At 62.8% G+C, this 24,361-nt stretch carries 21 protein-coding genes and 1 pseudogene; 12 read left to right on the forward strand and 10 right to left on the reverse strand.

Annotated elements, in window-relative coordinates; translation table 11 throughout:
* Positions 1-56 precede the first annotated feature (56 nt).
* From JQK88_RS01205 to JQK88_RS01220, 4 genes are all read left to right on the forward strand, one after another.
* Complete coding sequence (locus tag JQK88_RS01205) at positions 57-800, forward strand: DUF899 family protein (RefSeq protein WP_203277242.1); 744 nt, start codon at positions 57-59, stop codon at positions 798-800.
* A gap of 309 nt (positions 801-1,109) precedes the next feature.
* A complete protein-coding gene (locus tag JQK88_RS01210) occupies positions 1,110-1,574 on the forward strand; it encodes a cupin domain-containing protein (protein WP_203277243.1) in 465 nt (154 codons plus the stop codon).
* A 233-nt stretch (positions 1,575-1,807) separates the two neighbouring features.
* Entirely contained in the window at positions 1,808-2,200 is a 393-nt protein-coding gene (locus JQK88_RS01215) for a RidA family protein (RefSeq protein WP_203277244.1), read from the forward strand.
* Positions 2,201-2,300: 100 nt separating this feature from the next.
* On the forward strand, positions 2,301-3,989 hold the full coding sequence (locus tag JQK88_RS01220; RefSeq protein ID WP_203277245.1) for an AIPR family protein: 1,689 nt from the start codon (positions 2,301-2,303) through the stop codon (positions 3,987-3,989).
* A 184-nt stretch (positions 3,990-4,173) separates the two neighbouring features.
* Here JQK88_RS01220 and carB read toward each other — a convergent pair whose 3' ends face one another.
* The 3 genes from carB to JQK88_RS01235 all read right to left on the reverse strand — a co-directional run bounded on the left by carB (position 4,174) and on the right by JQK88_RS01235 (position 9,687).
* A complete protein-coding gene (gene carB, locus JQK88_RS01225) occupies positions 4,174-7,677 on the reverse strand; it encodes a carbamoyl-phosphate synthase large subunit (RefSeq protein ID WP_203277246.1) in 3,504 nt (1,167 codons plus the stop codon).
* A 259-nt stretch (positions 7,678-7,936) separates the two neighbouring features.
* Positions 7,937-8,767: an SH3 domain-containing protein gene (locus tag JQK88_RS01230; RefSeq protein ID WP_203277247.1), complete on the reverse strand. Its 831-nt coding sequence runs from the start codon at positions 8,765-8,767 to the stop codon at positions 7,937-7,939.
* A 149-nt stretch (positions 8,768-8,916) separates the two neighbouring features.
* On the reverse strand, positions 8,917-9,687 hold the full coding sequence (locus JQK88_RS01235; protein WP_203277248.1) for a metallophosphoesterase family protein: 771 nt from the start codon (positions 9,685-9,687) through the stop codon (positions 8,917-8,919).
* Between the two features lie 214 nt (positions 9,688-9,901).
* On the opposite strand from JQK88_RS01235, the gene JQK88_RS01240 reads away from it, so the two are divergent.
* Positions 9,902-10,372, forward strand: a complete 471-nt coding sequence (locus JQK88_RS01240) for a nucleoside deaminase (RefSeq protein ID WP_203277249.1) — start codon at positions 9,902-9,904, stop codon at positions 10,370-10,372.
* A 28-nt stretch (positions 10,373-10,400) separates the two neighbouring features.
* Here the strand turns inward: JQK88_RS01240 and JQK88_RS01245 are convergent, their stop codons facing one another.
* Positions 10,401-10,757, reverse strand: a complete 357-nt coding sequence (locus JQK88_RS01245) for an ArsR/SmtB family transcription factor (RefSeq protein ID WP_112567379.1) — start codon at positions 10,755-10,757, stop codon at positions 10,401-10,403.
* A gap of 206 nt (positions 10,758-10,963) precedes the next feature.
* Between JQK88_RS01245 and JQK88_RS01250 the strand changes: the two genes are divergently transcribed.
* Complete coding sequence (locus tag JQK88_RS01250; RefSeq protein ID WP_203277250.1) at positions 10,964-12,142, forward strand: MFS transporter; 1,179 nt, start codon at positions 10,964-10,966, stop codon at positions 12,140-12,142.
* A gap of 33 nt (positions 12,143-12,175) precedes the next feature.
* Here JQK88_RS01250 and JQK88_RS01255 read toward each other — a convergent pair whose 3' ends face one another.
* The gene (locus tag JQK88_RS01255; RefSeq protein ID WP_203277251.1) at positions 12,176-12,640 is read right to left on the reverse strand and encodes a MarR family winged helix-turn-helix transcriptional regulator; all 465 of its coding nucleotides are present in this window, start codon (positions 12,638-12,640) and stop codon (positions 12,176-12,178) included.
* 179 nt (positions 12,641-12,819) lie between these two features.
* Here JQK88_RS01255 and JQK88_RS01260 point away from each other — a divergent pair, with 179 nt between their 5' ends.
* Complete coding sequence (locus JQK88_RS01260; protein ID WP_203277252.1) at positions 12,820-13,614, forward strand: SDR family NAD(P)-dependent oxidoreductase; 795 nt, start codon at positions 12,820-12,822, stop codon at positions 13,612-13,614.
* 188 nt (positions 13,615-13,802) lie between these two features.
* Here JQK88_RS01260 and JQK88_RS01265 read toward each other — a convergent pair whose 3' ends face one another.
* Positions 13,803-14,402 carry a LysE family translocator gene (locus tag JQK88_RS01265; RefSeq protein WP_192260057.1) on the reverse strand — a complete coding sequence of 200 codons (600 nt, stop codon included), beginning with the start codon at positions 14,400-14,402 and terminating at the stop codon, positions 13,803-13,805.
* A gap of 95 nt (positions 14,403-14,497) precedes the next feature.
* Here JQK88_RS01265 and JQK88_RS01270 point away from each other — a divergent pair, with 95 nt between their 5' ends.
* Positions 14,498-15,367 carry a LysR family transcriptional regulator gene (locus JQK88_RS01270; RefSeq protein ID WP_203277925.1) on the forward strand — a complete coding sequence of 290 codons (870 nt, stop codon included), beginning with the start codon at positions 14,498-14,500 and terminating at the stop codon, positions 15,365-15,367.
* 180 nt (positions 15,368-15,547) lie between these two features.
* On the opposite strand, the gene JQK88_RS01275 is transcribed toward JQK88_RS01270, so the two are convergent.
* From JQK88_RS01275 to JQK88_RS01285, 3 genes are all read right to left on the reverse strand, one after another.
* Positions 15,548-16,198, reverse strand: a complete 651-nt coding sequence (locus JQK88_RS01275; RefSeq protein WP_203277253.1) for a dihydrofolate reductase family protein — start codon at positions 16,196-16,198, stop codon at positions 15,548-15,550.
* Between the two features lie 118 nt (positions 16,199-16,316).
* Positions 16,317-17,177 (reverse strand): protein-L-isoaspartate O-methyltransferase family protein, encoded by an 861-nt coding sequence (locus JQK88_RS01280; protein ID WP_203277254.1) that lies wholly within the window; start codon positions 17,175-17,177, stop codon positions 16,317-16,319.
* A gap of 178 nt (positions 17,178-17,355) precedes the next feature.
* On the reverse strand, positions 17,356-18,714 hold the full coding sequence (locus tag JQK88_RS01285; protein WP_203277255.1) for an Nramp family divalent metal transporter: 1,359 nt from the start codon (positions 18,712-18,714) through the stop codon (positions 17,356-17,358).
* A gap of 242 nt (positions 18,715-18,956) precedes the next feature.
* Between JQK88_RS01285 and mntR the strand changes: the two genes are divergently transcribed.
* Positions 18,957-19,412, forward strand: coding sequence for a manganese-binding transcriptional regulator MntR (mntR, locus tag JQK88_RS01290; RefSeq protein ID WP_192260151.1), 456 nt, complete (start codon positions 18,957-18,959; stop codon positions 19,410-19,412).
* A gap of 100 nt (positions 19,413-19,512) precedes the next feature.
* Positions 19,513-19,699, forward strand: a pseudogene (locus tag JQK88_RS35915) (hypothetical protein).
* Positions 19,700-19,728: 29 nt separating this feature from the next.
* On the opposite strand, the gene JQK88_RS01295 reads toward JQK88_RS35915, so the two are convergent.
* A complete protein-coding gene (locus JQK88_RS01295; protein WP_203277256.1) occupies positions 19,729-21,798 on the reverse strand; it encodes a hypothetical protein in 2,070 nt (689 codons plus the stop codon).
* Between the two features lie 192 nt (positions 21,799-21,990).
* On the opposite strand from JQK88_RS01295, the gene ypfJ reads away from it, so the two are divergent.
* Together ypfJ and JQK88_RS01305 are read left to right on the forward strand one after the other, a co-directional pair.
* A complete protein-coding gene (ypfJ, locus tag JQK88_RS01300; RefSeq protein WP_192260045.1) occupies positions 21,991-22,923 on the forward strand; it encodes a KPN_02809 family neutral zinc metallopeptidase in 933 nt (310 codons plus the stop codon).
* 169 nt (positions 22,924-23,092) lie between these two features.
* The gene (locus tag JQK88_RS01305) at positions 23,093-24,358 is read left to right on the forward strand and encodes a TCR/Tet family MFS transporter (protein ID WP_192260043.1); all 1,266 of its coding nucleotides are present in this window, start codon (positions 23,093-23,095) and stop codon (positions 24,356-24,358) included.
* Positions 24,359-24,361: the final 3 nt, after the last annotated feature.

The following is a 24,361-nucleotide window of genomic DNA, read 5'->3' on the forward strand; positions in this document are numbered from 1 at the left end:
CTTAGGCCGTAAAGCAATCCGCGCCGTGGTTTGGCGCGACGGCCAAGGAGACGATCATGATCACCTTCCCCAACGAATCCGCCAGATATCGCACCGCGCGTGAAAAACTCCTGCAGAAGGAAATCGAGTTGCGCCGCGCCATGGAGGCCGTGGCAGTCGCGCGGCGCGCTTTGCCGCCAGGCGGGTTGGTGCCGCAGGACTATGTCTTCGACGGGCTTGGGCCGGACGGCAAGCCGGCGCGGATAAAACTGTCGGAGCTGTTTGCGCCGGGCAAGGATTCGCTGATCCTCTACAACATGATGTTTCCACGCCATCCGCAGGAAAAGCGCGATGTGGCGGCGAGCGGCGAGACCGCGAAGCTGGCAAGGAAGGATCAGCCATGCCCGTCCTGCACGGCGCTGCTCGATCAGCTCGACGGCGCCGTCGAGCATCTCGAAGGCGCCGGCTTCAATTTCGCCGTGGTCGGCAAGACCGCACTGGATAACATGATCGCGCTCGGCCGCGATCGCGGCTGGAGGAACATCCGGCTCGTTTCCTCAGCCGGCAACACCTTCAAGCGCGATTACCACGCCGAGGCCGATGACGGCGCGCAACTGCCGCTGATGTCGGTGTTTCACCGCGACGCGGACGGGATCAGGCATTTCTGGTCGTCGGAGCTCGGCTTCGCGCCGACAGATCCCGGCCAGGACCCGCGCGCCATCGGGACCTGCGAGATCCTGTGGAATTTGATGGATTTTACTCCGGAGGGGCGGCCGGATTGGCATGAGCAGCTGCAGTATGGCGAGGGGTGCTGTCATTGAGGGCAGGGTGAGGCGCTCGTGCCCCGGCATCGTTTCAGCTCGCCAGGCGCTGGGGCTGCCCCTCATCTGCCTGCCGGCATCTTCTCCCCGTATAGTGACGGGGAGAAGGGGGCTGGCCGCAAGGCCGGCACCCTTCCTGCAACGCTAGCAGTTGGCGAAACCATCGGCGTAAGCCTCTTTCTCCCCGTCACTATACGGGGAGAAATGCCCGGCAGGGCAATGAGGGGCGGCGCCAAGATCCGTGATTGGCCTGGCCTGTGTACCGGGCAATTGTGACGTAGACTTCGACGTGGAATGGAGGAACATCCCATGCCCAGGATCGACCTGTCCACCGTGCCTGTCCGCACAGGCTCCGGCTACCCCGCACCTTTCGACGCCCCTTGCGCCAGCCGCACGCGCCGGCGCCTTGGCGACGCCGGCGGCCTCACCGATTTCGGCGTCAACCTGATGACCCTGCCGCCCGGTGGCTGGTCGAGCCAGCGCCATTGGCACAGCCATGAGGACGAACTCGTCTATGTACTGGAAGGCGAGCTGGTGCTGGTCGAGGATGGCGGCGAGCCGCTGCTGAAGGCGGGCGACTGCGCGACCTTCGCCAAGAACAGCGGCGACGGCCATCACATGATCAATCGCTCGACGATGACAGCGCGCTATCTCGAAGTCGGCTCGCGCAATCCCGACGATGTCATCACTTGCGCCGACATCGACATGATGAGCCCGAGTTCGGACGGCAGGTTCCTGCACAAGGACGGCACGCCGTACCCGGGGCAGGGGTGAGCGACTTGCGTCCGTTAGCGTTTGCGATGTGACAGTGTAGTCTCCAAGCAATCGCAGAATCGGCGCAGGCCCCCTCATCCGGCCGCTTCGCGGCCACCTTCTCCCCGCTGGGGAGAAGAGGGTGGCGCCGGCGCCAAAAGTCTCCTCTCCCCTCGGGGAGAGGTCAGCCGAGCGAAGCGGAGGCTGGGTGAGGGGGCTTGGCGCCAGCCTGTCCAGCAAAAGGGAGCACCACCATGAAAAAGCAAATCATCGAAGTTCCGGTGCTGTCGGCGGCGGTGCGGGCGCTGGGCGTGCCGTTGTCGCTGGTGACCAAGGGGGCGGGGCTGGTCTTCGTCTCCGGCACGCCGCCGCTCGATCTCTCAAGCGGCAGACTGGTCAAGGGCGACATCGAGGTGCAGACCGAGGCGTCGCTGCAGGCGTTGCGCCATTGTTTGGAAGCGGCGGGAAGCTCGCTCGACAACGTGCTGATGGTGCGTATCTACGCTGCCAATGCCGGCTTCTACAACGCCATCAACCGCGTCTACGCCAGGCATTTCCCGGAAAACCCGCCCTCGCGCACCTTCGTGCCGGTGGCGTCATGGCCGATGGAGTTCGATATCGAGATCGAGTGTGTGGCGGTGGGATGAGGGCGGCTTCTTGGGCCAGCTAGATTATTGTGATTACCACATGGCGGACTTGTTTTCCCAAACAATAATACTATGTTCGCGTTGGGCACAGGGGGATAAAATGGCTAACAGTTCTACAGACTGGGAAGAGGTTCTTGCGACTCTAAAAGCTGACTTGAACCTTCCTGACGATGCTATTGGGCTTCTAGCATTAAAACTTAAGTTTCGTCTGGAGGATATGCAGTCAGTCGCTGCTGAGTCTATAACCGGTGGTGGCGATGATAAGAAATGTGATATCCTCTACGTGGACAAAGAACTCCAAATTGGGGTTATTGCGCAATGTTATTTTTCAAGAACTAAGAAGCCGGCAGCACCGTCAAACAAGGCTTCAGATCTAAATACCGCTATTGGTTGGTTGCTAACAAGAGATCTCGACCACCTCCCCGATAGTCTCAAGGGTCGCGCCGACGAATTCCGAAGCGCGATAATTTCGAATGAGATAAAACAAATATATATTTGGTATGTCCACAATCTTCCGTCTTCGAAGAATGTGTCGGACGAATTAAAAACCGTTGAGCGCACCGCTACATTGGCTCTCAAGTCATATGCAAACGGTGGCGAGATCAATATTTTTGCTGAAGAGATTGGCACGGAGCAAATTAGCCGCCTTTATGCTCAGGCCGAACGCACAGTAATTGTCACGGATGCGTTGGAGACAAGGGTTCCGGATGCGATTGAAATAAAATCTAAAGACTGGAGTTCCGTCGTTACGACCGTCAGTGCGAGATGGCTCAGCGAGTTGTATGGTGAGTATGGGACTGACCTCTTTTCAGCAAATCTTCGTGGCTATCTTGGGTCGCGCGCCAGTGACTCAAATATCAACAATGGTATAAAAACCACTGCGACAGAAGAACCTGAAAATTTCTGGGTCTTCAATAACGGTCTTACCGCCCTTGTCGTTGACTACAATCTTGGTTCAAGATCGAGAAGTGGAAGGAAATTAAAGATAAAGGGGATATCGATTGTCAATGGTGCCCAAACAACAGGGTCGATCAGTAGTTTAGGATTCCCGCCCCCTGAATCGGTTCTTGTTCCTATTCGATTTGTTAAATCAAACAAGGATAGTATTGTTACAAAGGTTGTCAGGTATAATAATTCGCAGAACAAGTTGCAGGCTGCAGACTTTCGAAGCACGGATCAGATTCAAGAGCGACTTCGAAATGAATTTGGGAAGATACCCGATGCCGAATATGAAGGTGGGCGCAGAGGAGGCGTCAGCGACGCGATAAAGAGGAGTAAATTTACTCTCCCATCCTACACCGTGGGTCAGTCACTTGCCGCTTTTCATGGTGATCCGGTGACTGCGTACGACAAAAAATCCGAAATTTGGACTAGCGAAAATATATACAGGAGATTTTTCACGGACAGGACAACCGCTCGGCACGTCGTCTTCTGTTTTTCTCTTCTGGAAGAGATCAACATGCGGAGACTGTCCCTGACTCAGAAGCAGAGAAAGGACGACGCGAGTCTAACCCAAAGCGAGAGAGCCTACTTGAAATTCCTGAGTAAGAAAGGTGCAGCTTACCTTCTAGTATATGTCATAGCCACGTGCATGGAGACAATACTCGGCAAGCCGATTTCAAATAAGTTTAACCTGCAGTTTAAAGCCAATTTTTCTCCAGAAAAGGCATCGAGATTATGGACTCCTATCGTTGACTTGATGCTGTCGCTGTCGAATCAACTTGACCCGGCATTTTCTAGAAACCGTATCTCGAATGAGACGGTCAAAAATCAGTTCCGAATTTTGTAGGCGTTATTGAATCGCTTAAACAGATCCATCAACCGACGTTCTTAGAGTTTTCCAAACAGGTTGAAATTGCGAGCTGATCGGCCAGACTGTCGATTGATTGCAGGCCATGAGCAACGTTGGCCGGACAGCGCCCGCCTCTGGCCTGCCGGCCATCTCCCCACAAGGAGGGAGATTAGCTAATCGTCTAAGCAAAATACTCCTGCAGCGGCCTGACCTCCAGGCTCCCTGCCTTCAACGCCGCAATCGCCTCGGCCACGGCAGCCGCCCCTGAGAGCGTCGTGTAATACGGCACCTTCTGCATCAGCGTCGCGCGGCGCAGCGACTTGGAGTCCGACACCGCCTTCTGGCCGTCCGTGGTGTTGAAGACGATCTGGACCTGGCGGTTGCGGATGGCGTCTTCGATGTGGGGGCGTCCCTCGAGCACCTTGTTGATCTTCTCGGCGACCACGCCGTTTTCGGCGAGGAACCGCTGGGTGCCCGAGGTGGCAAGAACCTTAAAACCCTGGCCGGCGAGGCGCTTGACCGCCGGCAATATGCCCTTCTTGTCCTCGTCGCGCACCGAGACGAACAGCGTGCCGGAGCGCGGCAGGTCGACGCCGGCGCCCAGCTGGCTCTTGGCGAAGGCGAGCGCAAAGTCGCGGTCGAGGCCCATGACCTCGCCGGTCGAGCGCATTTCCGGGCCGAGCAATATGTCGACGCCGGGGAAGCGGGCGAAGGGGAAGACGGCTTCCTTGACCGCGATGTGGCCGGGGTTTCTCGGGTCGGGCATGGCGCCGTAATGGGCGAAGGCGTCTTCCAGCTTCTCGCCGGCCATGATCCGGGCGGCGATCTTGGCGATGGGCCGGCCGATGGTCTTGGCGACGAAGGGCACGGTGCGCGATGCCCGCGGGTTGACCTCCAGCACATAGACCGTGCCGTCCTTGATCGCGTATTGCACGTTCATCAGGCCGCCGACATTGAGCGCGCGGGCGAGGCTTGCCGTCTGCCGCTCCAGCTCGTCGACGAGGTCCGGATGCAGCGAATGCACCGGCAGCGAGCAGGCCGAGTCGCCCGAATGGATGCCGGCCTCCTCGATATGCTCCAGGATGCCGGAGACGAAGGTCTCCTTGCCGTCGCAGAGGCAGTCGACATCGACCTCGATGGCGCCGGAGAGATAGGTGTCGAACAAAAGCGGGTTCTTGCCGAGCAGCGTGTTGATCTGACCGGTCTTGTCGTTGGGGTATTTCTGCTTGATGTCCTCCGGCACCAGGCCGGGCACGGTGTCAAGCAGGTAGCTCTGCAGCATGCCCTCGTCATGGATGATCTGCATGGCGCGGCCGCCGAGCACGTAGGAGGGGCGCACCACCAGCGGGAAGCCGAGCTCGCCGGCGACAAGGCGGGCCTGCTCGACCGAATAGGCGATGCCGTTTTTCGGCTGGGTCAGGTTGAGCTTGTGCAACAGCTTCTGGAAGCGGTCGCGGTCTTCGGCGAGATCGATCATGTCGGGTGATGTGCCCAGGATCGGGATGCCGGCCTTCTCCAGCGCATCGGCGAGCTTCAGCGGCGTCTGGCCGCCGAACTGGACGATGACGCCGACCAGTTCGCCAGAGGCCTGTTCGGCGCGCAGGATCTCAAGCACGTCCTCCGCCGTCAGCGGCTCGAAATAGAGCCGGTCGGAGGTGTCGTAGTCGGTCGACACGGTCTCGGGGTTGCAGTTGATCATGATCGCTTCATAGCCGGCGTCGCGAAGCGCGAAGGCGGCGTGGCAGCAGCAATAGTCGAACTCGATGCCCTGGCCGATGCGGTTGGGACCGCCGCCGAGGATGACGACTTTTTTCCGCGATGACACCTGCGCTTCATTAGCCAGCACACCGGCGAACGGAACCTCGTAGGTGGAATACATGTAGGCGGTGGGTGAGGCGAACTCGGCAGCACAGGTGTCGATGCGCTTATAAACCGGATGAACGTCGAGCTTTTCGCGAATCCTTTGAATCACTTCGGCGTCGGTGTTCGTCAGCGACGCGAGGCGGGCGTCGGAGAAGCCCATGGCCTTCAGCATGCGCAGATTGACGGCGTCTTGCGGAATGCCGTGCTCGCGGATGCGGGCTTCCATGGCCAGGATGCCGGCGATCTGCTCGAGGAACCACGGGTCGATCTTGCACATAGCGTGCACGTCTTCCAGCGAGGTGCCCATGCGGATCGCCTGCGCCACCATGCGCAGCCGGTCGGGGGTGGGGGTGCCGAGTGCAGCGCGGATGGCGTTGCGGTCGTCGACGTGGCTGGCGGGCGCAGTGCCATGACCGAGGCCGGGGATTTCGATTTCGTCGAGGCCGGTCAGGCCGGTCTCCAGCCCACGCAGCGCCTTCTGCAAGGACTCCTGGAACGTGCGGCCGATGGCCATGACTTCGCCGACCGACTTCATGGCGGTGGTCAGCACCGGCTCGGCGCCGGGGAATTTCTCGAAGGCAAAGCGCGGGATTTTGGTGACGACGTAGTCGATGCTGGGCTCGAACGAAGCGGGCGTCGCGCCGCCGGTGATGTCGTTCTCCAGCTCGTCCAGCGTGTAGCCGACGGCGAGTTTTGCCGCGATCTTGGCGATGGGGAAGCCGGTCGCCTTGGAGGCGAGGGCGGACGAGCGCGAGACGCGCGGGTTCATCTCGATAACGACGAGGCGACCATCGGCCGGGTTGACGGCGAACTGCACGTTGGAGCCGCCGGTCTCGACGCCGATCTCGCGCAGCACCGCGATCGAGGCGTTGCGCATCATCTGGTATTCTTTGTCCGTGAGGGTTAGCGCCGGGGCGACTGTGATCGAGTCCCCCGTATGCACGCCCATCGGGTCGATGTTCTCGATGGAGCAGACGATGATGCAATTGTCCGCCTTGTCGCGGACGACCTCCATCTCGTACTCCTTCCAGCCGAGCACGCTTTCCTCGATCAGCACTTCGGTGGTCGGCGATGCGTCGAGGCCGGACTGGACGATGTCGTAGAATTCGGCGCGGTTGTAGGCGATGCCGCCGCCGGTGCCGCCCATGGTGAAGGAGGGGCGGATGATGGCGGGCAGGCCGACATGATCGAGCGCCTGGGCGGCGATCGCCATGCCGTGGCTGATATAGCGCTGCTTGCGGTCGCCTTCGCCGAGGTTCCAGCGGGTTTCCAGCGCGTCGAGCGCTGCGTCGAGATCGGCAGGCGCCTCGGCCTTCAGCGCGGCGCGCTCGGCCTCATGCGTCTTGCGGTCGGTGTTCTTGACGTCGGTGGCGTTGGCCAGCATCGACTTCGGCGTTTCCAGGCCGATCTTCTTCATCGCCTCGCGAAATAGCGCGCGGTCCTCGGCCTTGTCGATTGCCGTGGCATCGGCGCCGATCATCTCGACATTGTAACGGTCGAGCACGCCCATGCGGCGCAGCGACAGAGCGGTGTTGAGCGCGGTCTGGCCGCCCATGGTCGGCAGCAGCGCGTCGGGGCGCTCCTTGGCGATGATCTTGGCGACGACCTCCGGCGTAATCGGCTCGATATAGGTGGCGTCGGCCAGCTCCGGGTCGGTCATGATGGTGGCCGGGTTGGAATTGACCAGGATGACGCGGAAGCCTTCTTCCTTCAGCGCCTTGCAGGCCTGTGTGCCGGAATAGTCGAACTCGCAGGCCTGGCCGATGACGATGGGGCCGGCCCCGATGATCAGGATCGACTTGATGTCGGTGCGTCTTGGCATCGTTATGAGTTCCGTTCGGCGAGCGGCTTGCACGAAAAACCGGGACGGGAAGACCCGGCCGGTTGTGCTTGCGATTCTGGTATCAGGCTAGGAGGGCCTTATAGGGAAGAGTTTTGGCGGATGTAACCCCGAAAATGAGGGATTGCGCGCGGCTTCACAACCGGGGCAATCGCTTCAAGTTTGAAATCGCATCTTGCCGGGCGCCGGCGTCGACAAATGGTCAGTCGTGGCAGAATCCATCTTGCGATGGCGCCGAACCCTAATCCCCGGTCGCCACGGCGTCGGTGATCTCGAAGCGCTCGGAGGTGCCGATGCGGATCATGTTCAAGCTGCCTTCGCGGGTGAAGCGGAATTCGTCGGCAGAGTCGGAGCCAACTGGCAAGCCGCCATGGAAGCTGATGATGCGCGCGCCGCCGTCCGGCCAGGTCACGGTCACGGCGCTGTCGCCGCCGGTATGGGCGACGCTTATTTGGCACTGGGTCATCGGCTCGCCGACATGGCGCGCGCAGGGGACGCTGGGCGCGAGCGGAGCAGGGGAGGGCTCGATCGCCGCGAACGCCATGCCATAGGCATCGTCCATCGCGGTCCTGCCGATCTCGGCGGCGGACTTTGGCGCGCCTGGATCCGTGCCGCCGAGACGCTGCGTCAGGTCAGGCGGCGGCGCAGGGGGAGGCGTCGTGGCGTCCGGCGTCTGGCCGGCATCGGTGGCAGTGGCGACAGTGGACGCATCCGCCGGCTGGTCGGATTCGGCTACGGTCGCAGGATTGACCGGAACGAGATAGCGCGCCGGCGCCCAGCCGGTGACTTTGGGATTGTCTGAAACAACCTTGCACCAGGGATGTCCGTCAATGTCGTTGCAGCCGAGGTTGCGCACGCTCGCGCCGGCGGCCACCCGCGCCTCGGTCTTGCCCATCGGCGATGGCTTGGCGCGGATGTTGAGCAGATCGTCGGGGGCAAGCCCTGTGACGATGGAGATGAAGGGCGCCTCTTCGGCGTGAGCCGGGACAACGGCGAGCCACGCCGCCGTCAGCAGCGGAGCGGCAATCAGCGCATGCAAACTTGTTCGGAGCGTAACGATGCGCCTCATCATTGGCCGTACACTGATACTCTGTACCTTTGCCGCGGCAGGTCCTGCCGCATGCCGAGGCGATTTTATAAGGGACGATACGGCGCCATGTAAGTCCGAAAATGCGTCCGATGTTTGGTGCCGGGAGGGCGGCGCAGGGCACGGCTGTGGCGTCAAACGGAGCCTTGCCCAGCGGATTTGGGCATGAAGCCGGTTCTGAGCGCATGCGCCCATTCAGGCCGCCCCGCCTGTTCAGCCTGCCCGGCTGCCGCTTCGTGGTCGTAGTCGACGGCGATGGTCTCGAAACGGTCGGGTCCTTCACCATCCAAGGTGACGATGCCGTAGCGCGCATGCGGGCTGCCTTGCTCCGAAACATGCGCCGGCGGGGTGTCGTCGTCATAGGCGGGAGCGCCGACGCTGCCGGGGTTGAAGATCACGGGGCCGTCGGGGATGCGGATCAGCTCTGGGCGGTGGCTGTGTCCGCACAACACGATGCGGCAGGCGAGCCCCTTCAGCCGCCGCTGAATAGCCGCGAGCGGCGCGCGCACCAGTTGGCCATCGACGATCGCGTCGAGCAGATATTTCTCATCATGATCGGGCCGGGCATGAAAGGCGACCACGCCCGGAATGATCTCCAGCGTGAAGGGCAGGGCGAACAGGGCTTCGCGCTGCGCCTCCGTCAGCCGCTCCTGCGCGTAGCGGTCGGAAGCCCACATCGTATCGTCTGCCGGATCGACGGCGACGCGGCGGTCATGGTTGCCGCGCACGGTCGGCAGGTCGAGCGCTTCGAGCCGCTCGAACGTTTCGCGCGGCCACAGCGGACCGGAGACGCAATCGCCGAGATTGATGGTAAGATCGGCGCCGCCGCGCCGCTCCAGATCGGCGAGCACGGCATCCAGCGCCAGGACGTTGCCGTGGATGTCGGCGAGGACGGCGATGCGCATGCGGCGGGCTCCCTGGTGCAGCCGCGTTGGAGGCTTTGCGGCCCGTTTTCGTTATCAAGCCCGTGCCTTCGGTATCAAGCCCTTGAGATCGTTCGGGACAGCCGGCAGCCCCACCTGTGGCTTTTGCGGAAGCACTCTATCTGCTACCGTCCACGCCATTCCAGAGTTCATCTGGGGGGAGATCTGCCCAAGACAGCCTTGGAGGGACCAGGCGATGACCCGCGACCAGATGGTTGCCCACCTCCGCGCCGCCAATGACGTCGCGCGCGAGACTGCCGCGCATGGGCATCATCCTTTCGGCTGTGTGCTCGTCGGCCCCGACGATCGCATCCTGATGCGGCAAGGCAACATCAACACCGTGCGCCACGCCGAAACCGAACTCTCCCGGCGTGCCGCGGACGCCTATCCGCCGGAATTCCTGTGGTCCTGCACGCTGGTCACAACCGGCGAGCCCTGTGCGATGTGCACCGGAACGCTCTACTGGGCCAATATCGGCCGGCTGGTCTATGGCTACGAGGAGACCAAGCTTCTCGCGCTGACTGGCGACCACGCCAAGAATCCGACGATGAACCTCTCGTCGCGCACAGTCCTCGCCTCCGGGCAGAAGCCGGTCGAGATCCACGGCCCATTCCCCGAGATGGAAGAGGAACTTCTCGCCCCGCATATCGGTTTTTGGCAGCGCTAGGAGCGTCAGAACTTGACTTCGGACCCGGCTAGGCCGGCAGTTCGATGTCGTGGCCTCCGACCGCCGGAAGGGCAGGGTCGTCGCCGGCCGCGGCGATGACGCTGTCGAGCAAGCCGGGGAAGCGGGCGTCGAGATCGGCGCGGCGCAGCGTGATCATGCGGTTGGTGCCGACCACTTCGGCGCGGGTGACGCCGGCTTCGCGCAGTTTGGCCAGGTGATAGCTGAGATTGGTCTTCGAGCCGAGGTCGAGGAACTGGCTGCAGTTCAGCGCCACGCCTTCCTTGCTGGCGAGATAGCGCACAATGGCGAGCCGGGTCGGGTCGCCAAGCACGCCGAGCACGATCGGCAGGCTGATCTGGTCTGTGTTGGGGTGCGGCAAGGTCATGGCCCGAAACTAAGCACAGTCGGTGGCGATTTCAACGCGTCCATCTCGTCCTGCGCATGCACAGCGTTTCTCCGTTTCGCGATTGGCTCAATGGCTGTCCTGACACAGGGCTGTCAGCAGGGTTCAGCTATTTTTGGCCATCTTCATTGACATCATGCCCTGTTATGTCCAATTGTTCAATAAGTTTTGAACTAAGGACACCCCCAATGGACAAGCGCCTCTTCTGGCTTGCGCTCGGATCGTTCACGATCTCGACCGAAGGCTTCGTCATTTCCAGCCTCTTGCCCGACATCGCCACCGACGCCGGCATTTCCATTCCGCTCGCCGGCACGCTGATCACCGCTTTTGCGCTCGCCTATGCGATCGGCACGCCGATCCTGGCGACGCTAACCGGTGAATGGGACCGGCGTCGCGTCATCCTCTGGACGCTGACGTTCTTCGTCATCGGCAATCTGGTTGCGGCGCTGAGCTCGTCCTTCGAACTGCTGCTCATTGCCCGCATCATCATGGCGCTGTCCTCGGGCCTGTTTGCCGCAACCGCGCAAGGCACGGCGGTGGCGCTGGTCGATGACCATCACCGGGCGCGCGCCATTGCCGTGGTCGTCGGCGGCACCACCGTGGCGGTTGCGCTCGGCGCACCGCTCGGCGCGCTGGTCGCCGCCTTTGCCGGCTGGCGCGGCACCTTCTTTGCCATTGCCGGGCTCGGCGCGCTGGTCGGCGCCATCCTGTGGTATCGGCTGCCGCGTGGCATCATCGGCACCAGACTGCCGCTACGGGCACGGCTTTCGGCAGCAGTGCGCCCCGGCGTCATGCCAATCCTGTTGACGACGACTCTGGCGCTGATCGGTGCCTTCGCCGTCTTTGCCTATGTCGCACCGCTGGCCATCGAAGGCGGGGGCCTCAGCCCGATTGCGTTGCCCGGCATGCTGCTCGCCTTCGGTGTCGGCGCCGTCATCGGCAACATTGCCGGTGGCCAGGCCGCCGACCGTTTCGGCGCGACGCGCACCGTCGGCTGGTCGCTGGCGCTGAGCGCGGCCATGCTGGTGATGCTCTCGGTCGTCCCGACCTTCCTGCCGCAGCACATCGCCGGGCCGGTGCTGATGGCCATGATGGTGCCGTGGGGCATCGTCGGCTGGGCGTTCCCGCCGGCGCAGGCCAGCCGCATCATCAAGCTGGCGCCAGACGCCGCTCCGATCGTGCTGTCGCTCAATGCCTCGGCGCTCTATCTCGGCGTGGCGCTGGGCGCGGTGGTCGGCGGTGCGGTGTTGCGCTACGGCGTGCCGGCCGATCTCGGCGTGGTGGCGGCGGTGTTCCCGGTTATCGGGCTCGGCGTCGTGCTGGCCGGCCGCTGGGCGGCACGACCAGTCGCCATGCCGGCGGAGTAATGCCGTTTCCAGACATGATCGCCGGCCGCTTCTTCAGCTTGAAGGGGCGGCCGGTGGTACTTCGTAATCCAGCTCCGCGACTTCATCCAGCATGGCGCGCAAATCGGCCGCCCGTTGCCTGCCGACCATGTCCTCGAAGCGCTGCTGGGCAGTGCTCCACAGTTTCGTCGCCTCTTCGAGCTTGGCGAGGCCTTGGGTTGTCAGCCGCACCCGCTTGATGCGGCGATCGTCCTTGTCGGCGAAGGCCTCGATATAGCCGTCGCGGATCAGCGGCTTCAGCGTGTGGCCGAGCGCCGACAGATCCATGACCATCTCTTCGGCTATGGTGCCCATCGCCGGCTCGCTGCCGACATAGATCTGGTAGAGCAGGCCGTATTGCGTGCCCTTCAGGCCAGAAGGCGCGATCACATCGTCATAGAAGCGGCTGAGCTTGCGCGCGGCGCGCCGCAGCGTGGCATTGTTGCAAGGGCTAAATCCCGGCATCGCAGTCTTGGTCATCACGACTCCTCACCGGCAAAAAGCGCCGCCAGCCTGCCGCAGAAATAGTTTCTGCCGCCTCCGTTGACAAGATGGTGGCATATACCTATTTCACAGATAGTGGTATATGCCACTAATTGGAAATCAGGCGGCGAGCGGGGACATCCCATCTCGCCGGGCAGCTAAAAAGGAACAGGACAATGAGTGGACAGGACAATAAGGGCACCGCAGTCATCACCGGCGCGTCGGCCGGCATCGGAGCGGTCTACGCCGACAGGCTGGCCGGGCAGGGCTACGATCTGGTGCTGGTGGCGCGGCGCGCCGACCGGCTCGAGGAACTGGCTGAAAAGCTGCGTTATGCCTACAAGCGCAAGGTCAGCGTGATTGCCGCAGATCTCGCCGACGACAATGATGTGCGCCACGTCGAGCAGGCGATCGCCGCCGACGACAGCGTGACGCTGCTGGTCAACAATGCCGGCATTGGCGGCCAGCAGATCGTGGCGACCGCCGACGCCGACGAGGCCGAGCGCATGATCAAGGTCAATGTCATTGCCTTGACCCGCCTGACCCGCGCCGTGCTGCCGGGGCTTTTGGCGCGCAACCGCGGCGCCATCGTCAACATCGCTTCGGTGCTCGCCTATGAGACCTCGTTCGGCGGCATCTACAGCGGCACCAAGGCCTATGTCGTCAACTTCACCGAAGGGCTGCACCGCGAGGTCGCGGGCACCAATGTGAAGGTCCAGGCGGTGCTGCCGGGCGCGACCCGCACCGATTTCTGGGAGCTTGCCGGCAGCGATATCGACAACCTGCCGAAGGAAATTATCATGAGCGCCGACGATATGGTCGATGCGGCACTTGTAGGTCTCGCCAGGGGTGAAGCCGTGACCGTGCCGGCGCTTGCCGATGCGGCCAAGCTCGACGCCTTCCTCGGCGCCCGGCAAGCCTTCTACGGCAGCCTGCACGCCGACAAGCCGGCGGCCCGCTACGCGGCTTGAGGAGGCTGGTTCGCTTTCGCGAACCCCCACCCCGCTCACTTCGTTCGCGACTTGCCGGGGCGAGTCACGGGTCTCGCCCGTCCTTCGGACCCCCACAGGGGGAGGGTAGAAGGCGCGCTCCCTACCTCCCCCTTGTGGGGAGGTCGGACCGCAGGTCCGGGTGGGGGTGCTGGCGTAAGCTTTACAGATTAAGCAGCCCGCCACATCGGAATGATTGACGCCGCCAGCACCAGCGCCAGCACGATGTTGAGCGCGCGCCATTGCCATTCGGTCTTGAGCAGCCGTGCCAGCACCATGCCCGCCACGCACCAGACGGACAGCGAGATCGCAGCCGTCAGGCCGAAGGTCGAGCCGAGCAGCAAAGCCAGTTGTCCCGGTCCGTCAGCAAGTGCTGCGAACGAGGCGGCGGCGCCCAGTCCCATCGCCCAGCCCTTCGGGTTCATCCACTGAATGCCTGCGCCGCCGAAGAAGCTGTTGGGCTTGGCCATCGTCACATCGAGATTGGGCGGCCCGGCGCGGCCGATCTTGATGGCCAGCCAGATGAGATAGAGCGAGCCGATCATCTTCATCGCCAGCTGCAGCGACGGCATGGCGAGCAGCAGGCCGGCGAGCCCGGCGGCGGCGGCACCGGTCACCGTGGCGAGGCCGGCGGCGCTGCCGGCCATCAGCGGCAGGGAGCGGCGAAAGCCGAACTGCGCGCCCGAAGCGGTGGACAAGGTCGTGGCAATACCAGGCGTGGCGGTGGCCACGAAGGCAAACAGGATAAGCGGCAGGATGGGCTGGAGCATGGGACGTCCTTCATCGAAGGCCCATGGTAGACCGCCGCCTGCTTCAGTAAATGCAATGTTTGCGATGCATGGCATTAGGATATATAATGCTAATCATGATCCGAAACCTCGACACGGCGCTGATCCGCACCTTTGTCACTGTCGCCGACAAGGCCAGCATGACGGCGGCGGCGAATGCGCTGCACCTGACGCAAGGCGCCGTCAGCCAGCAGGTCAAGCGGCTGGAGGAGGCGCTCGGCTGCAGCCTGTTCGAGCGCGACCGGCGCGGCTTGCGGCTGACACGGCCCGGCGAGCGGCTGTTCGGCAAGGCAAAGCGGCTGCTTGGCCTCAATGACGAAATCTGGACCGAGATGGCGGGCACGGACGTGGCCGGCCAGGTGCGGCTCGGCGTGCCCTACGATCTCGTCGGCACCTTGCTGGCGCCGGTGCTGAAGGCCTATGCCGAGGCCTATCCGCGGGTCGAGATATCGCTGCTCTGTGCTGCCTCGCCGGACCTTACCGCTGCCCTTGCGGCCGGCACCATCGATCTTGCCGTCATCGAGGAACGGGTGGGTCCGTCGGCGGGCGAGTGCCTGGTCATCGACAGGCTGGTCTGGGTCGGGGCCAAGGGCGGCGTCGCCCGCGCCAAGCGACCACTGCCGGTGTCGATCGTCGCCGACACCTGCGCCTTCCGCCCGGTGGTGCTGTCGGCGCTGAACGAACACGGGCTGGAATGGCGCACCGTGTTCGAAAACGGTAACATTGACGCCACAACCGCGACGGTGCGCTCCGACCTCGCAGTCACCACATGGCTCGCCTCCACCGTGCCGGCCGATCTCGACATTCTGCCTTCCGATTCAGGGCTGCCGCCGCTGCCGAATTTCTCGATCAACCTGCACCTGCCCAAGTACGGCGCAGCGCCGGCCGCGCAGGAGTTTGCGCGGTATATCAGGGATGGGCTGGCACGGCGGGCTGTGGCGGCTTGAGGGTGCGCCCCTTCTCCCCGTCACCATACGGGGAGAAGGTGCCGGCAGGCGGATGAGTGGCGGCGCGAACCGATCCGTTTTCAGATAAACAGACTTTTCGTCCAATTGGCGAGGTCAGCGCTGCCCCTCATTGCCCTGCCGGGCATTTCTCCCCGTATAGTGACGGGGAGAAATAACCACTCACTTCCAGGTTTTGCGCCGCTCGAGCTCGGCGTCGGACGGCTCCTGCGTGGCAAACGACCCGACCTTGATCTCGCCTGATCGTTCGTAGGTTGCCATGATGACGCCGGTGGTTGTCGCCTGCGACTTGACAAGCTTGAAGGCGGCCGGCATCGCATCGTCGCCAAACAGCCGCTTTCCCTTGCCCAGCAGCAGCGGGAAGATCATCAGCCGGATTTCATCGATCAGCCCGTTGGCCAGCAAAGTCTGGATCAGCTCGCCGGAACCCTGGATGAGCAGATCAGGCCCGTCTTCTTGGCTGAGGCGGCGCAACGCCGCGACGATATCTTCCCCAAGCCATTGCGTGTTCTCCCAGGTCAGGCTGTCCGGTCGATGCGTCGCCACATATTTCGTCGCAGGGTTGAAGGCATCTCCGATCGGATCTTTCTGGTAAGGCCAGTACGCCGCAAAGATGTCGTAGGTTCTGCGGCCGAGCAGCAGCGCGAAGGGTTTGGAGAACAGTTCTTCCATCGCCACGCCCGCCACCTCGTCAAAATAATGGAAGGTCCAGCCGCCGAACTCGAAGCCGCCAACCGGATCCTCTTCCGGACCGCCTGGCGCTTGCATGACGCCGTCGAGGCTGACGAAGGTGGCGGCGATGATCTTCCTCATTGGATTTTTCCTTCTCTTTGGGCCGGGCCGTCGGGCCGGACTTCGATCCAAGGACGGACGGGCAGGCGGCAGTCCGACAGGCCCGGGTAAAAAATCGCCGCTCGCCGACGCAAAATACCTATTGCCGCTGTCGCCTGCCGCCAAGCGCCTGCGACGAAAACCAGACGTCGCCGATGACAGCGGTGGCGGTCCGGTCCGGCGCCCTGTCTGATGTCAGCCAGATGGAGCGGCTTCGCGCCGCTTGCTGGAGGTCGGGGATTTTCGCCGCCGAGTTGGCGACCGAGGCGCCGACGCAAGGGATGAACCATGAGCGCATGAACGGGTCGCAGGCAAAGCCCTTGTCGGTGCGGGTCACCGTCACGGCAAGGCCGACGCTCTGGGACGGGCGCCAGGGAAAGATCATGCGGCCGCCGGGCTTTAGCGCTCGCAGCCAGGCAACCGGCGAGGCGATGACGCCAGCGTTGACATAGATGATGTCGGAAGGCGGCAGATCGCTCGTGACGGCATCACCGTGAATGACGCTGACATTGTCATAGGTTTCGAGGTTCTTTGTCGCTTTGGCGGCAAGGTCGGCCTCCAGTTCGAAGGCGGTGACCGCGCCAGGCGAAACCAGCCGTGCCAGCAAAGCGGTGTAGTAGCCGGTGCCGGCGCCGACATGGGTGACGGCCTCACCCGGTCTGGGGGCGATCCGGCCGATCCACATGGCGTGCAGGGAGGGCTCGCCATTGTTGATGCCCTTGTCGGCATCGAGCGCCACCAGCACGTCCTGATAGATGTGAACCGGATCGGCGCTCGGCGTCATGATCTTGCCGTTGCCGGTGATCAGCGCCCTGCCAGCAACCACCGTCCACGGTCCGGGGCCGAGAAAGGCCTCGCGCGGCACCGTGGCGAAAGCCTGTTCGAGACGCGGATCGGCCGAGCCGGCACTGGCCGCCATCAACTGCGCATAGAATTTCCTGGCGTCTTCGACATTTGTCATGATGGCGAACAAGATAGCGCAAGCCGCCAGTTTGTCGCGGTCCGGAGCAATTCCAGGAATGGTGTGAAACGGTTTTCCCGGGAAAAGCGCGTAGCGCTTTCCCTTGGGAATTGCGTTAAAACAAAGAGATAGAGCAGGTCGCCGTTTCCGCGAAACGGCGAACTACTCGAGAAGAAACTCAGCCGACGCCGAAGACGGTGTCGTAGAGCAGCTTGAAATTGAGCACCAGGATGATCGCGGCGACCACCCACGCGAGGGCCGCCAAGCCGCGCGGAATGGCAAGGTTGCCCATCTTCTTCTTGTCGGAGACAAACTGCACCAGCGGGATGACCGCGAAGGGAAGCTGCATCGACAGGATCACCTGGCTGAAGACAAGCAACTGGCCGGTGCCCTTTTCGCCATAGAACGCGGTGACGACCACCACTGGAACGATGGCGATGCCGCGCGTCAGCAGCCTGCGCGCCCATTGCGGGATGCGCAGGCGCAGGAAGCCTTCCATGACGATCTGACCGGCAAGCGTTGCCGTAACCGTCGAGTTGAGGCCCGAGGCCAGCAGTGCCACCGCAAACAGGATCGAGGCGATGCCGAGGCCAAGCAGCGGCGACAGGAGTTCGAAGGCTTGGCCGATTTCGGCGACGTCCTGATGGCCGGTGCCGTGGAAGGCGACAGCCGAGACGATCAGGATCGAAGCGTTGACGAACAGCGCCAGGATGAGCGCGATGGTCGAGTCGGTCGTCGCCCATTTGATGGCGTCGCGCTTGCCCTTTTCGGTCCGCTCATAAGCGCGTGTCTGCACGATCGAGGAGTGCAGATAGAGATTGTGCGGCATGACCGTAGCGCCAATGATGCCGATGGCGATGTAGAGCATCGCCGGGTTGGTGACGATCTCCGTCGACGGCACGAACATCGAATGCAGGATCGAGCCGACCGGCGGGGCGGCGGCGAAGATCTGGATGGCGAAGCAGCCGAAGATGATGATCAAAAGCGCGATGACGAAGGCTTCGAGATAGCGGAAACCCTTGTTCATCAACAAAAGCACGATGAAGGCGTCGAGCGCCGTCAGCATGGCGCCGCCGATAAGCGGAATGCCGAACAGAAGCTGCAGCGCAATCGCCGTGCCGATGACTTCGGCGAGGTCGCAGGCGATGATGGCGAGTTCGCAGGCGATCCACAGCACGAAACTGACGGGACGGGGATAGTAGGCGCGGCAGGCCTGGGCGAGGTCGCGGCCGGTGGCGATGCCAAGCCGGGCGGCGAGCGCCTGCAGCAGGATCGCCATCAGGTTGGACAGCATGATGATGAACAAAAGCGTGTAGCCGAACTGCGCGCCGCCGGCGAGATCGGTCGCCCAGTTGCCCGGGTCCATATAGCCGACCGAAACCATGTAGCCCGGCCCCATGAAGGCGAACAGACGGCGGAACCAGACGCCGGATTGCGGCACCGTGATCGTCGAATTCACCTCGCGCAGGCTGGGCGGATTGTCCTCCGGCCTGTCAAATCGCCAGGTTGATCCCACGGTTGCGTCGGCTTCGGACATGTATGGTTTTCCACTGAATGGATTGGTATCTGCCATCCTATCTATGCCAGGGCTCAACATTATGCAATAGGCTATATTTCATTGTATGTGCTTCTTGTGAGGGCAGCCAATGGACACGCAGGGGTGATCACAAACGCCGGTTGCGCCTGCCATGGAATGCAAATAAACGGCTGGAACAGTTAAGCCTGTGCTATGAATGGCAAAGGCGGATTGATTTGTCGAAAGCCAGGAAGGAGCGCGTATTGGCGCTGAAGCACAAACCGGTTCGACGCGAAGAGCCGCTTCCGGATGCCGATGTCCATTCCGAAGGCTTCCGGCAGACGCGCGAAGCGCGCCGCAGCGCGCTGGTTGAGGATTATGTCGAGCTGATCGCCGACCTGATCGAGGACGGCAATGAGGCGCGTCAGGTCGATATCGCGGCAAGGCTTGGTGTCGCCCAGCCGACGGTGGCCAAGATGCTGACCAGGCTGTGTGCCGACGGGCTGGTCTCCAGAAAACCGTATCGCGGCGTGTTCCTGACCGATGCCGGCCGCAAGGTGGCGGAGGAAAGCCGCATCCGTCACCAAACGGTTGAAGCCTTCCTGCGTTCGCTCGGCGTCAGCGCCGAGACGGCGCGCATCGATGCCGAGGGCATCGAGCATCATGTCAGCGCCGAGACGCTGGAAGCCTTCCGCAAAGCGATGATCGCGCCGCGCTGAGCCTTGCCAGCCTCGAACCAAAGTCCACGGGAACCTTCTGCACCTCAGGCTCGTTGCTCCCGGCGTCGCGCGCGATTGTTGCGCGCCAAGGAGGAAAACCATGGGCGTCGAACAGGCACCGACCGCGAAGGGCAAGCAGGCCGCCAGGGGATTGAAGCAGGCAGCTGCAAAGGACGAGCAAGACCGAGGCCGAAACCGGCCGGCCGCTGAAGAAGGGCGCCGCGCGTTTCGAGGAACGCTCCAAAAGCTCGGATGGCAAAAGCGCGGGCGCCAAGCAGAAGATTTGAGTTCTCGCTCGCAAGCGCCAACGCGCTGCTTATTCTTCGCTCACATCCTGTACCCAGCTGCGCGGATGGCCGTCGACGCGGAACTGGAAGATGAAATAGGGCGGAATGCAGGTGCCCTTGCCGTGCTTGGCCTCGGCCAGATCGTCGTAGCCGGCGGTGCAGATATAGTCCTCGCGGCAGGGATGCGCCTTGTCGCAGGCGCGCAGGCCGGCGGTCTTGGTGAATTCCTTGGTACAGAATTTGTGGTCCTTGCCCGAAGCGATGCAGTCGTTGAAGCCGGTCTTGGCCAGCCGCCCACAGCTTGCCTCGTCCGGAAGCTTGTCGCAGCTCGCCTTGCGCAGCATGCCGCCGGGAAAGCCGCCGGTCTTCTGCTCGGGATTGTCGTAGCGCTGGCGCGCCGCGCCATAGCCGGCGAGCCTGATTACCGGTTTCTTGTCGCGCGCAGGATCGATGGCGCAAGCCTTTGCGGTGGCCGGTGACAGGCGGCAATACTGGTCGCTGCCCCATTTTGACATCTTGATCTCGCCGAACTCGACGGGATCGCCGACGGCGGTGCCCTTCTCGCTGACGCAGGTGCCGAAGCCAGGATGGATGGCGCTTTCATGGACGCCAGCGCAGCGCAGGCCTTCACCACAGCTCCAGTCCTTGAAACTTGCATCCTCGCCGCTGTAGCAGATCGCGCCCCAACCATTGTAGAGGTCGGTGCCTTTCAGCGCCTCGGCGTATTTGGCATCGGGACGGGCGGCGAAGCCGCGGGAGAAATCCGGATGGCTGCCGGCGGCGAAGTCCTCGACGATGGCGCGCCGGCGCGGCAGGTCGGCGAAGAACACCGCCGAGCCCGGTACGAAGACAGCGTTGCGGCGCGGCTCGCTCGCCGGATCGGCGCCGGTATAGTGGAAGCCGGCAATGCCATGCGTCTGGTGGCAGCCGGTGCAGGTCATATCATTGAGGCGCAAATTGAAGCCGGCCACCGATTTCACGCTTCGCAGTTCGTTGCCCCTGGCGACATAGTCCTTCAGCGCCTTTTCGATATCGGCATCCTCAAGCAGCCCATAGGCGATGTTGTTTTGCGATCTGGCCATGCCGCCGGGCGCGACCGAGACGGCGCTGGTCGCCAGGAATTTGTCGTCGATGACCAGCCGGCCGCGATCGAGGTCGTAGATGTTGCGGTCAGTGAGCAACCATTTGGCAAAGGCCGGCCGGTTGGCCAGCACGACCTTCCTGTCGATCTGGTTCTCCATCTTCGATTCCTGGAAGGTGGAAGTCGCCGGGTCCCATTTGAAAATCTTGAGGAGATATTCGGCGTGGCCGCCGAAATCGCGCCGGCTCGAGGCCGATAGCCGGAGAACCTGCATGTTGAGTTCGAGCCGCATGATCTGCGATGAATTCAGCATGGCGTTGGACAGCGGCCCTTCATCGGAGCGCAGCCAGGCTGCCAGCTGATCGGGTGGAAGGTCTTTTTGCCCGGTGGCAAGCCAGCGCCTGGCCACATCGGCACAGGACACGGCGGGGGCGCTTGGACGGTCTCTCGAAGCGCGGGCGCGAGCCTCGCCGGGCTTGGCGTTGAAGACCAGGCTCATGGTCAGCGGCAGGCGCGACGAAATGCGTTGTGCCGTCTTCCCTTTCGCCGGCTTCTCCGCCACCGAATAATGGAAACGGTAGATCAGCCTGATCTCGCCGCATTCAGTGTGGCCGAGATAGCCGCGGTCCATGCGGTTGACGACGCCAGTCAGGTCCAGCGTCGAGCCATCGTCATCGATGTAGTTGGGGTTGAATTTCTGGCTGGGGTCCTTCGTCTTCGCCATAGCGGCGACATAGGGGTCGGGACTGCCGGCGGGCTCGTCGGCGATCTCCTGCTTGACGGCGTTGCGCACCGGGGTCAGCGCACGCACCGAAAACAGGCCGCGATTGTCGACCTCACGCGTGAGACCCAGCGCCGGGCCGAGCAGGCGGCTGATGGAAAGACCACCACGCTCGAGCGCCTGCAATGTGTCGGGGTCGGTGACGGCGACGCTGGAATCGAGCGTCACGGCGCACGCCGGCCACGGGCCGAGGCACAGCAGCGCCGCCAGCAACAGAAATCGACCGATCGTCCGCAAGCCCCTGATACCCCCCGTTCGAACCGGATGCTACAGCGCGCAGGCCGCCTCGACCAGAGCGCGAAGCCGCGATGCCGGCGGCGCGAAAAATACTGTGACTTGGTGCAACCATTGGGATATTCGTTTGTTGGGTCGGACCGGGCCATACCATCGGCTGGGTCTGCCGGGAATTTTGCATCACGGGGAGTTGCCATGCTCTGGAAGGGCCGCCGTCAGAGTGACAATGTCGAGGACGAGCGCAGCGACAGCGGCGGCGGTGGTTTCGGCGGCGGCAGCCCTGGCCAGTTCCGCGTCCCGATCGGCGGCCGCACCGGTGGCGGCGGCAGCATCCTGCTCGTCATCCTTGTGGTGCTGGCCGGATGGTATTTCGGCTTCGATCCGTCGCAGATCCTGGGCAGCGGCGACAGCGGCGGTGTGCTGCCGGGGGGCGGCGGCCAGATCACCGACAACAGCAGCGGCCAGGACGAGGGTGCCGGCACGCCTGCTTCCGACGAGATGAAGCAGTTCGTGGCGACGGTGCTGGCCGAGACCGAAGAGACCTGGACCGGCATCTTCCAGTCACAGGGCTTGAAGTACGAGGACCCGAAGCTGGTGCTGTTCAGTGGCCAGATCCGCTCGGCCTGCGGCTCCGCCTCGACGGCAGCCGGCCCCTTCTATTGTCCCGGCGACCACAAGGTCTACCTCGACACCACCTTCTTCCAGCAGCTCGACCAGCAGTTCGGCGCCTCGGGCGATTTCGCTCAGGCCTATGTGATCGCCCATGAGGTCGGTCACCATGTGCAGAACCTCACCGGCATCCTGCCCAAGTTCAACCAGATGCGTCAGTCCATGGGCGAGGCGGAAGCCAACCAGATGTCGGTGCGCATCGAGTTGCAGGCCGACTGCTTCGCCGGCGTGTGGGCACACTTCACCGGGCAGAAAGGCATTCTGGAACAGGGCGACATCGAAGAGGCGCTGAACGCCGCCAAGCAGATCGGCGACGACACGCTGCAGAAGAAGATGCAGGGCTATGTCGTTCCGGAAAGCTTCAACCATGGCACCTCGCAGCAGCGGCAGACCTGGTTGGCGCGTGGCTACAAGAGCGGCAAGCTGTCGGATTGCAACACGCTGACGGGTCCAATCTGACGAGACTGTCTCAGGCCCGCACTTCCCAGCGTAAACCAACCGCCAACTTGCCGTCAGGGAATGTCAGGATCAGCGATTCCTGCGCGTTCCCTTATTGTTCCGGAATGACGCCTCGCCTATAAGGGGCGCCCGCCTTCGCCCAAAGGCGGCCCAGGGAGCAGGCACCATCATGATCGACCCCAAAACCGCCAGGCGGGGCCTTGCGCTCGTCTTCACCACGCTGCTGCTCGATATTATCGGCTTCGGCATGATCATGCCGGTGCTGCCGGCTTTCTTGAGGGAGTTGAGTGGCGTCGGCATCAGCGAAGCGGCGATCGAAGGCGGCTGGCTGTTCTTCGTCTATGCGGCGATGCAGTTCTTCTTCGCGCCGATCATGGGCGGATTGAGCGACCGCTTCGGGCGGCGGCCGATCCTGCTCGCCTCGGTGCTGACCTTCTCCATCGACAATCTGATCTGCGCCATCGCCTGGTCCTATCCGATGCTGTTCATCGGCCGCGTGCTGGCTGGTATTTCGGGCGCCAGCTATTCCACGACATCGGCCTTCATTGCCGACATTTCGAACGATGAGAACCGGGCGAAGAACTTTGGTCTGCTCGGCATCGCCTTCGGCGTTGGCTTCGTCATCGGGCCGGTGCTGGGCGGGCTGCTCGGCACGTTCGGGCCGCGCGTCCCGTTCTATTTCGCCGCCGGGCTTGCCTTCGTGAATTTTTTGATCGCGCTGTTCTTCCTGCCGGAAACGCTGGAGCAGAAGCACCGCCGCCGCTTCGAATGGAAGCGCGCCAATCCGGTCGGCACGCTCATGCAGATGCGCCAATACCAGGGCATCGGGTGGATCGGACTCGCCTTCTTCCTGATGACGCTCGGCCACATGATGTATCCGGCGGTGTGGTCGTTCGTCTCCAATTACCGCTATGGCTGGAGTGAGCAGCAGATCGGCTTCTCGCTCGGCGCCTTCGGCCTGTGCGGGGCGATCGTCATGGCGACGGTGCTGCCGCGCGTGATCCCAAAACTTGGCGAATGGAGGACGGCGGTGATCGGCCTGACATTCACCGCGGCCAGCGCCTTTGGATATGCCTTCGCCTCACAAGGCTGGATGATCTATGCGGTGATCGTTGTCGGCTGCCTGGAAGCGCTGGCCGATCCGCCGCTGAGGAGCCTCGCCGCCGCCAAGGTGCCGCCTTCGGCGCAGGGCGAGCTGCAGGGCGCGATGACCTCGATCTTCTCGATCACCTCGATCATCACGCCGCTGCTCTACACCGCGATCTTTTCCTGGTTCACCGGGCCGAATGCGCCGGTGACCTTTGGCGGCGCGCCTTATCTGCTCGGCGCGTGCTTCCTGACGCTTGCAGTCATCGTCTTTGTGACGAAAGTGGCGCGGCCGACGGCCCGGGCAAATGTCACCACCGGTGTTGCGGAAGATGGAGCACAGGTATGAGGC

The sequence above is a fragment of the Mesorhizobium caraganae genome (assembly GCF_016836705.1).
GTDB classification, from domain to species: domain Bacteria; phylum Pseudomonadota; class Alphaproteobacteria; order Rhizobiales; family Rhizobiaceae; genus Mesorhizobium; species Mesorhizobium caraganae.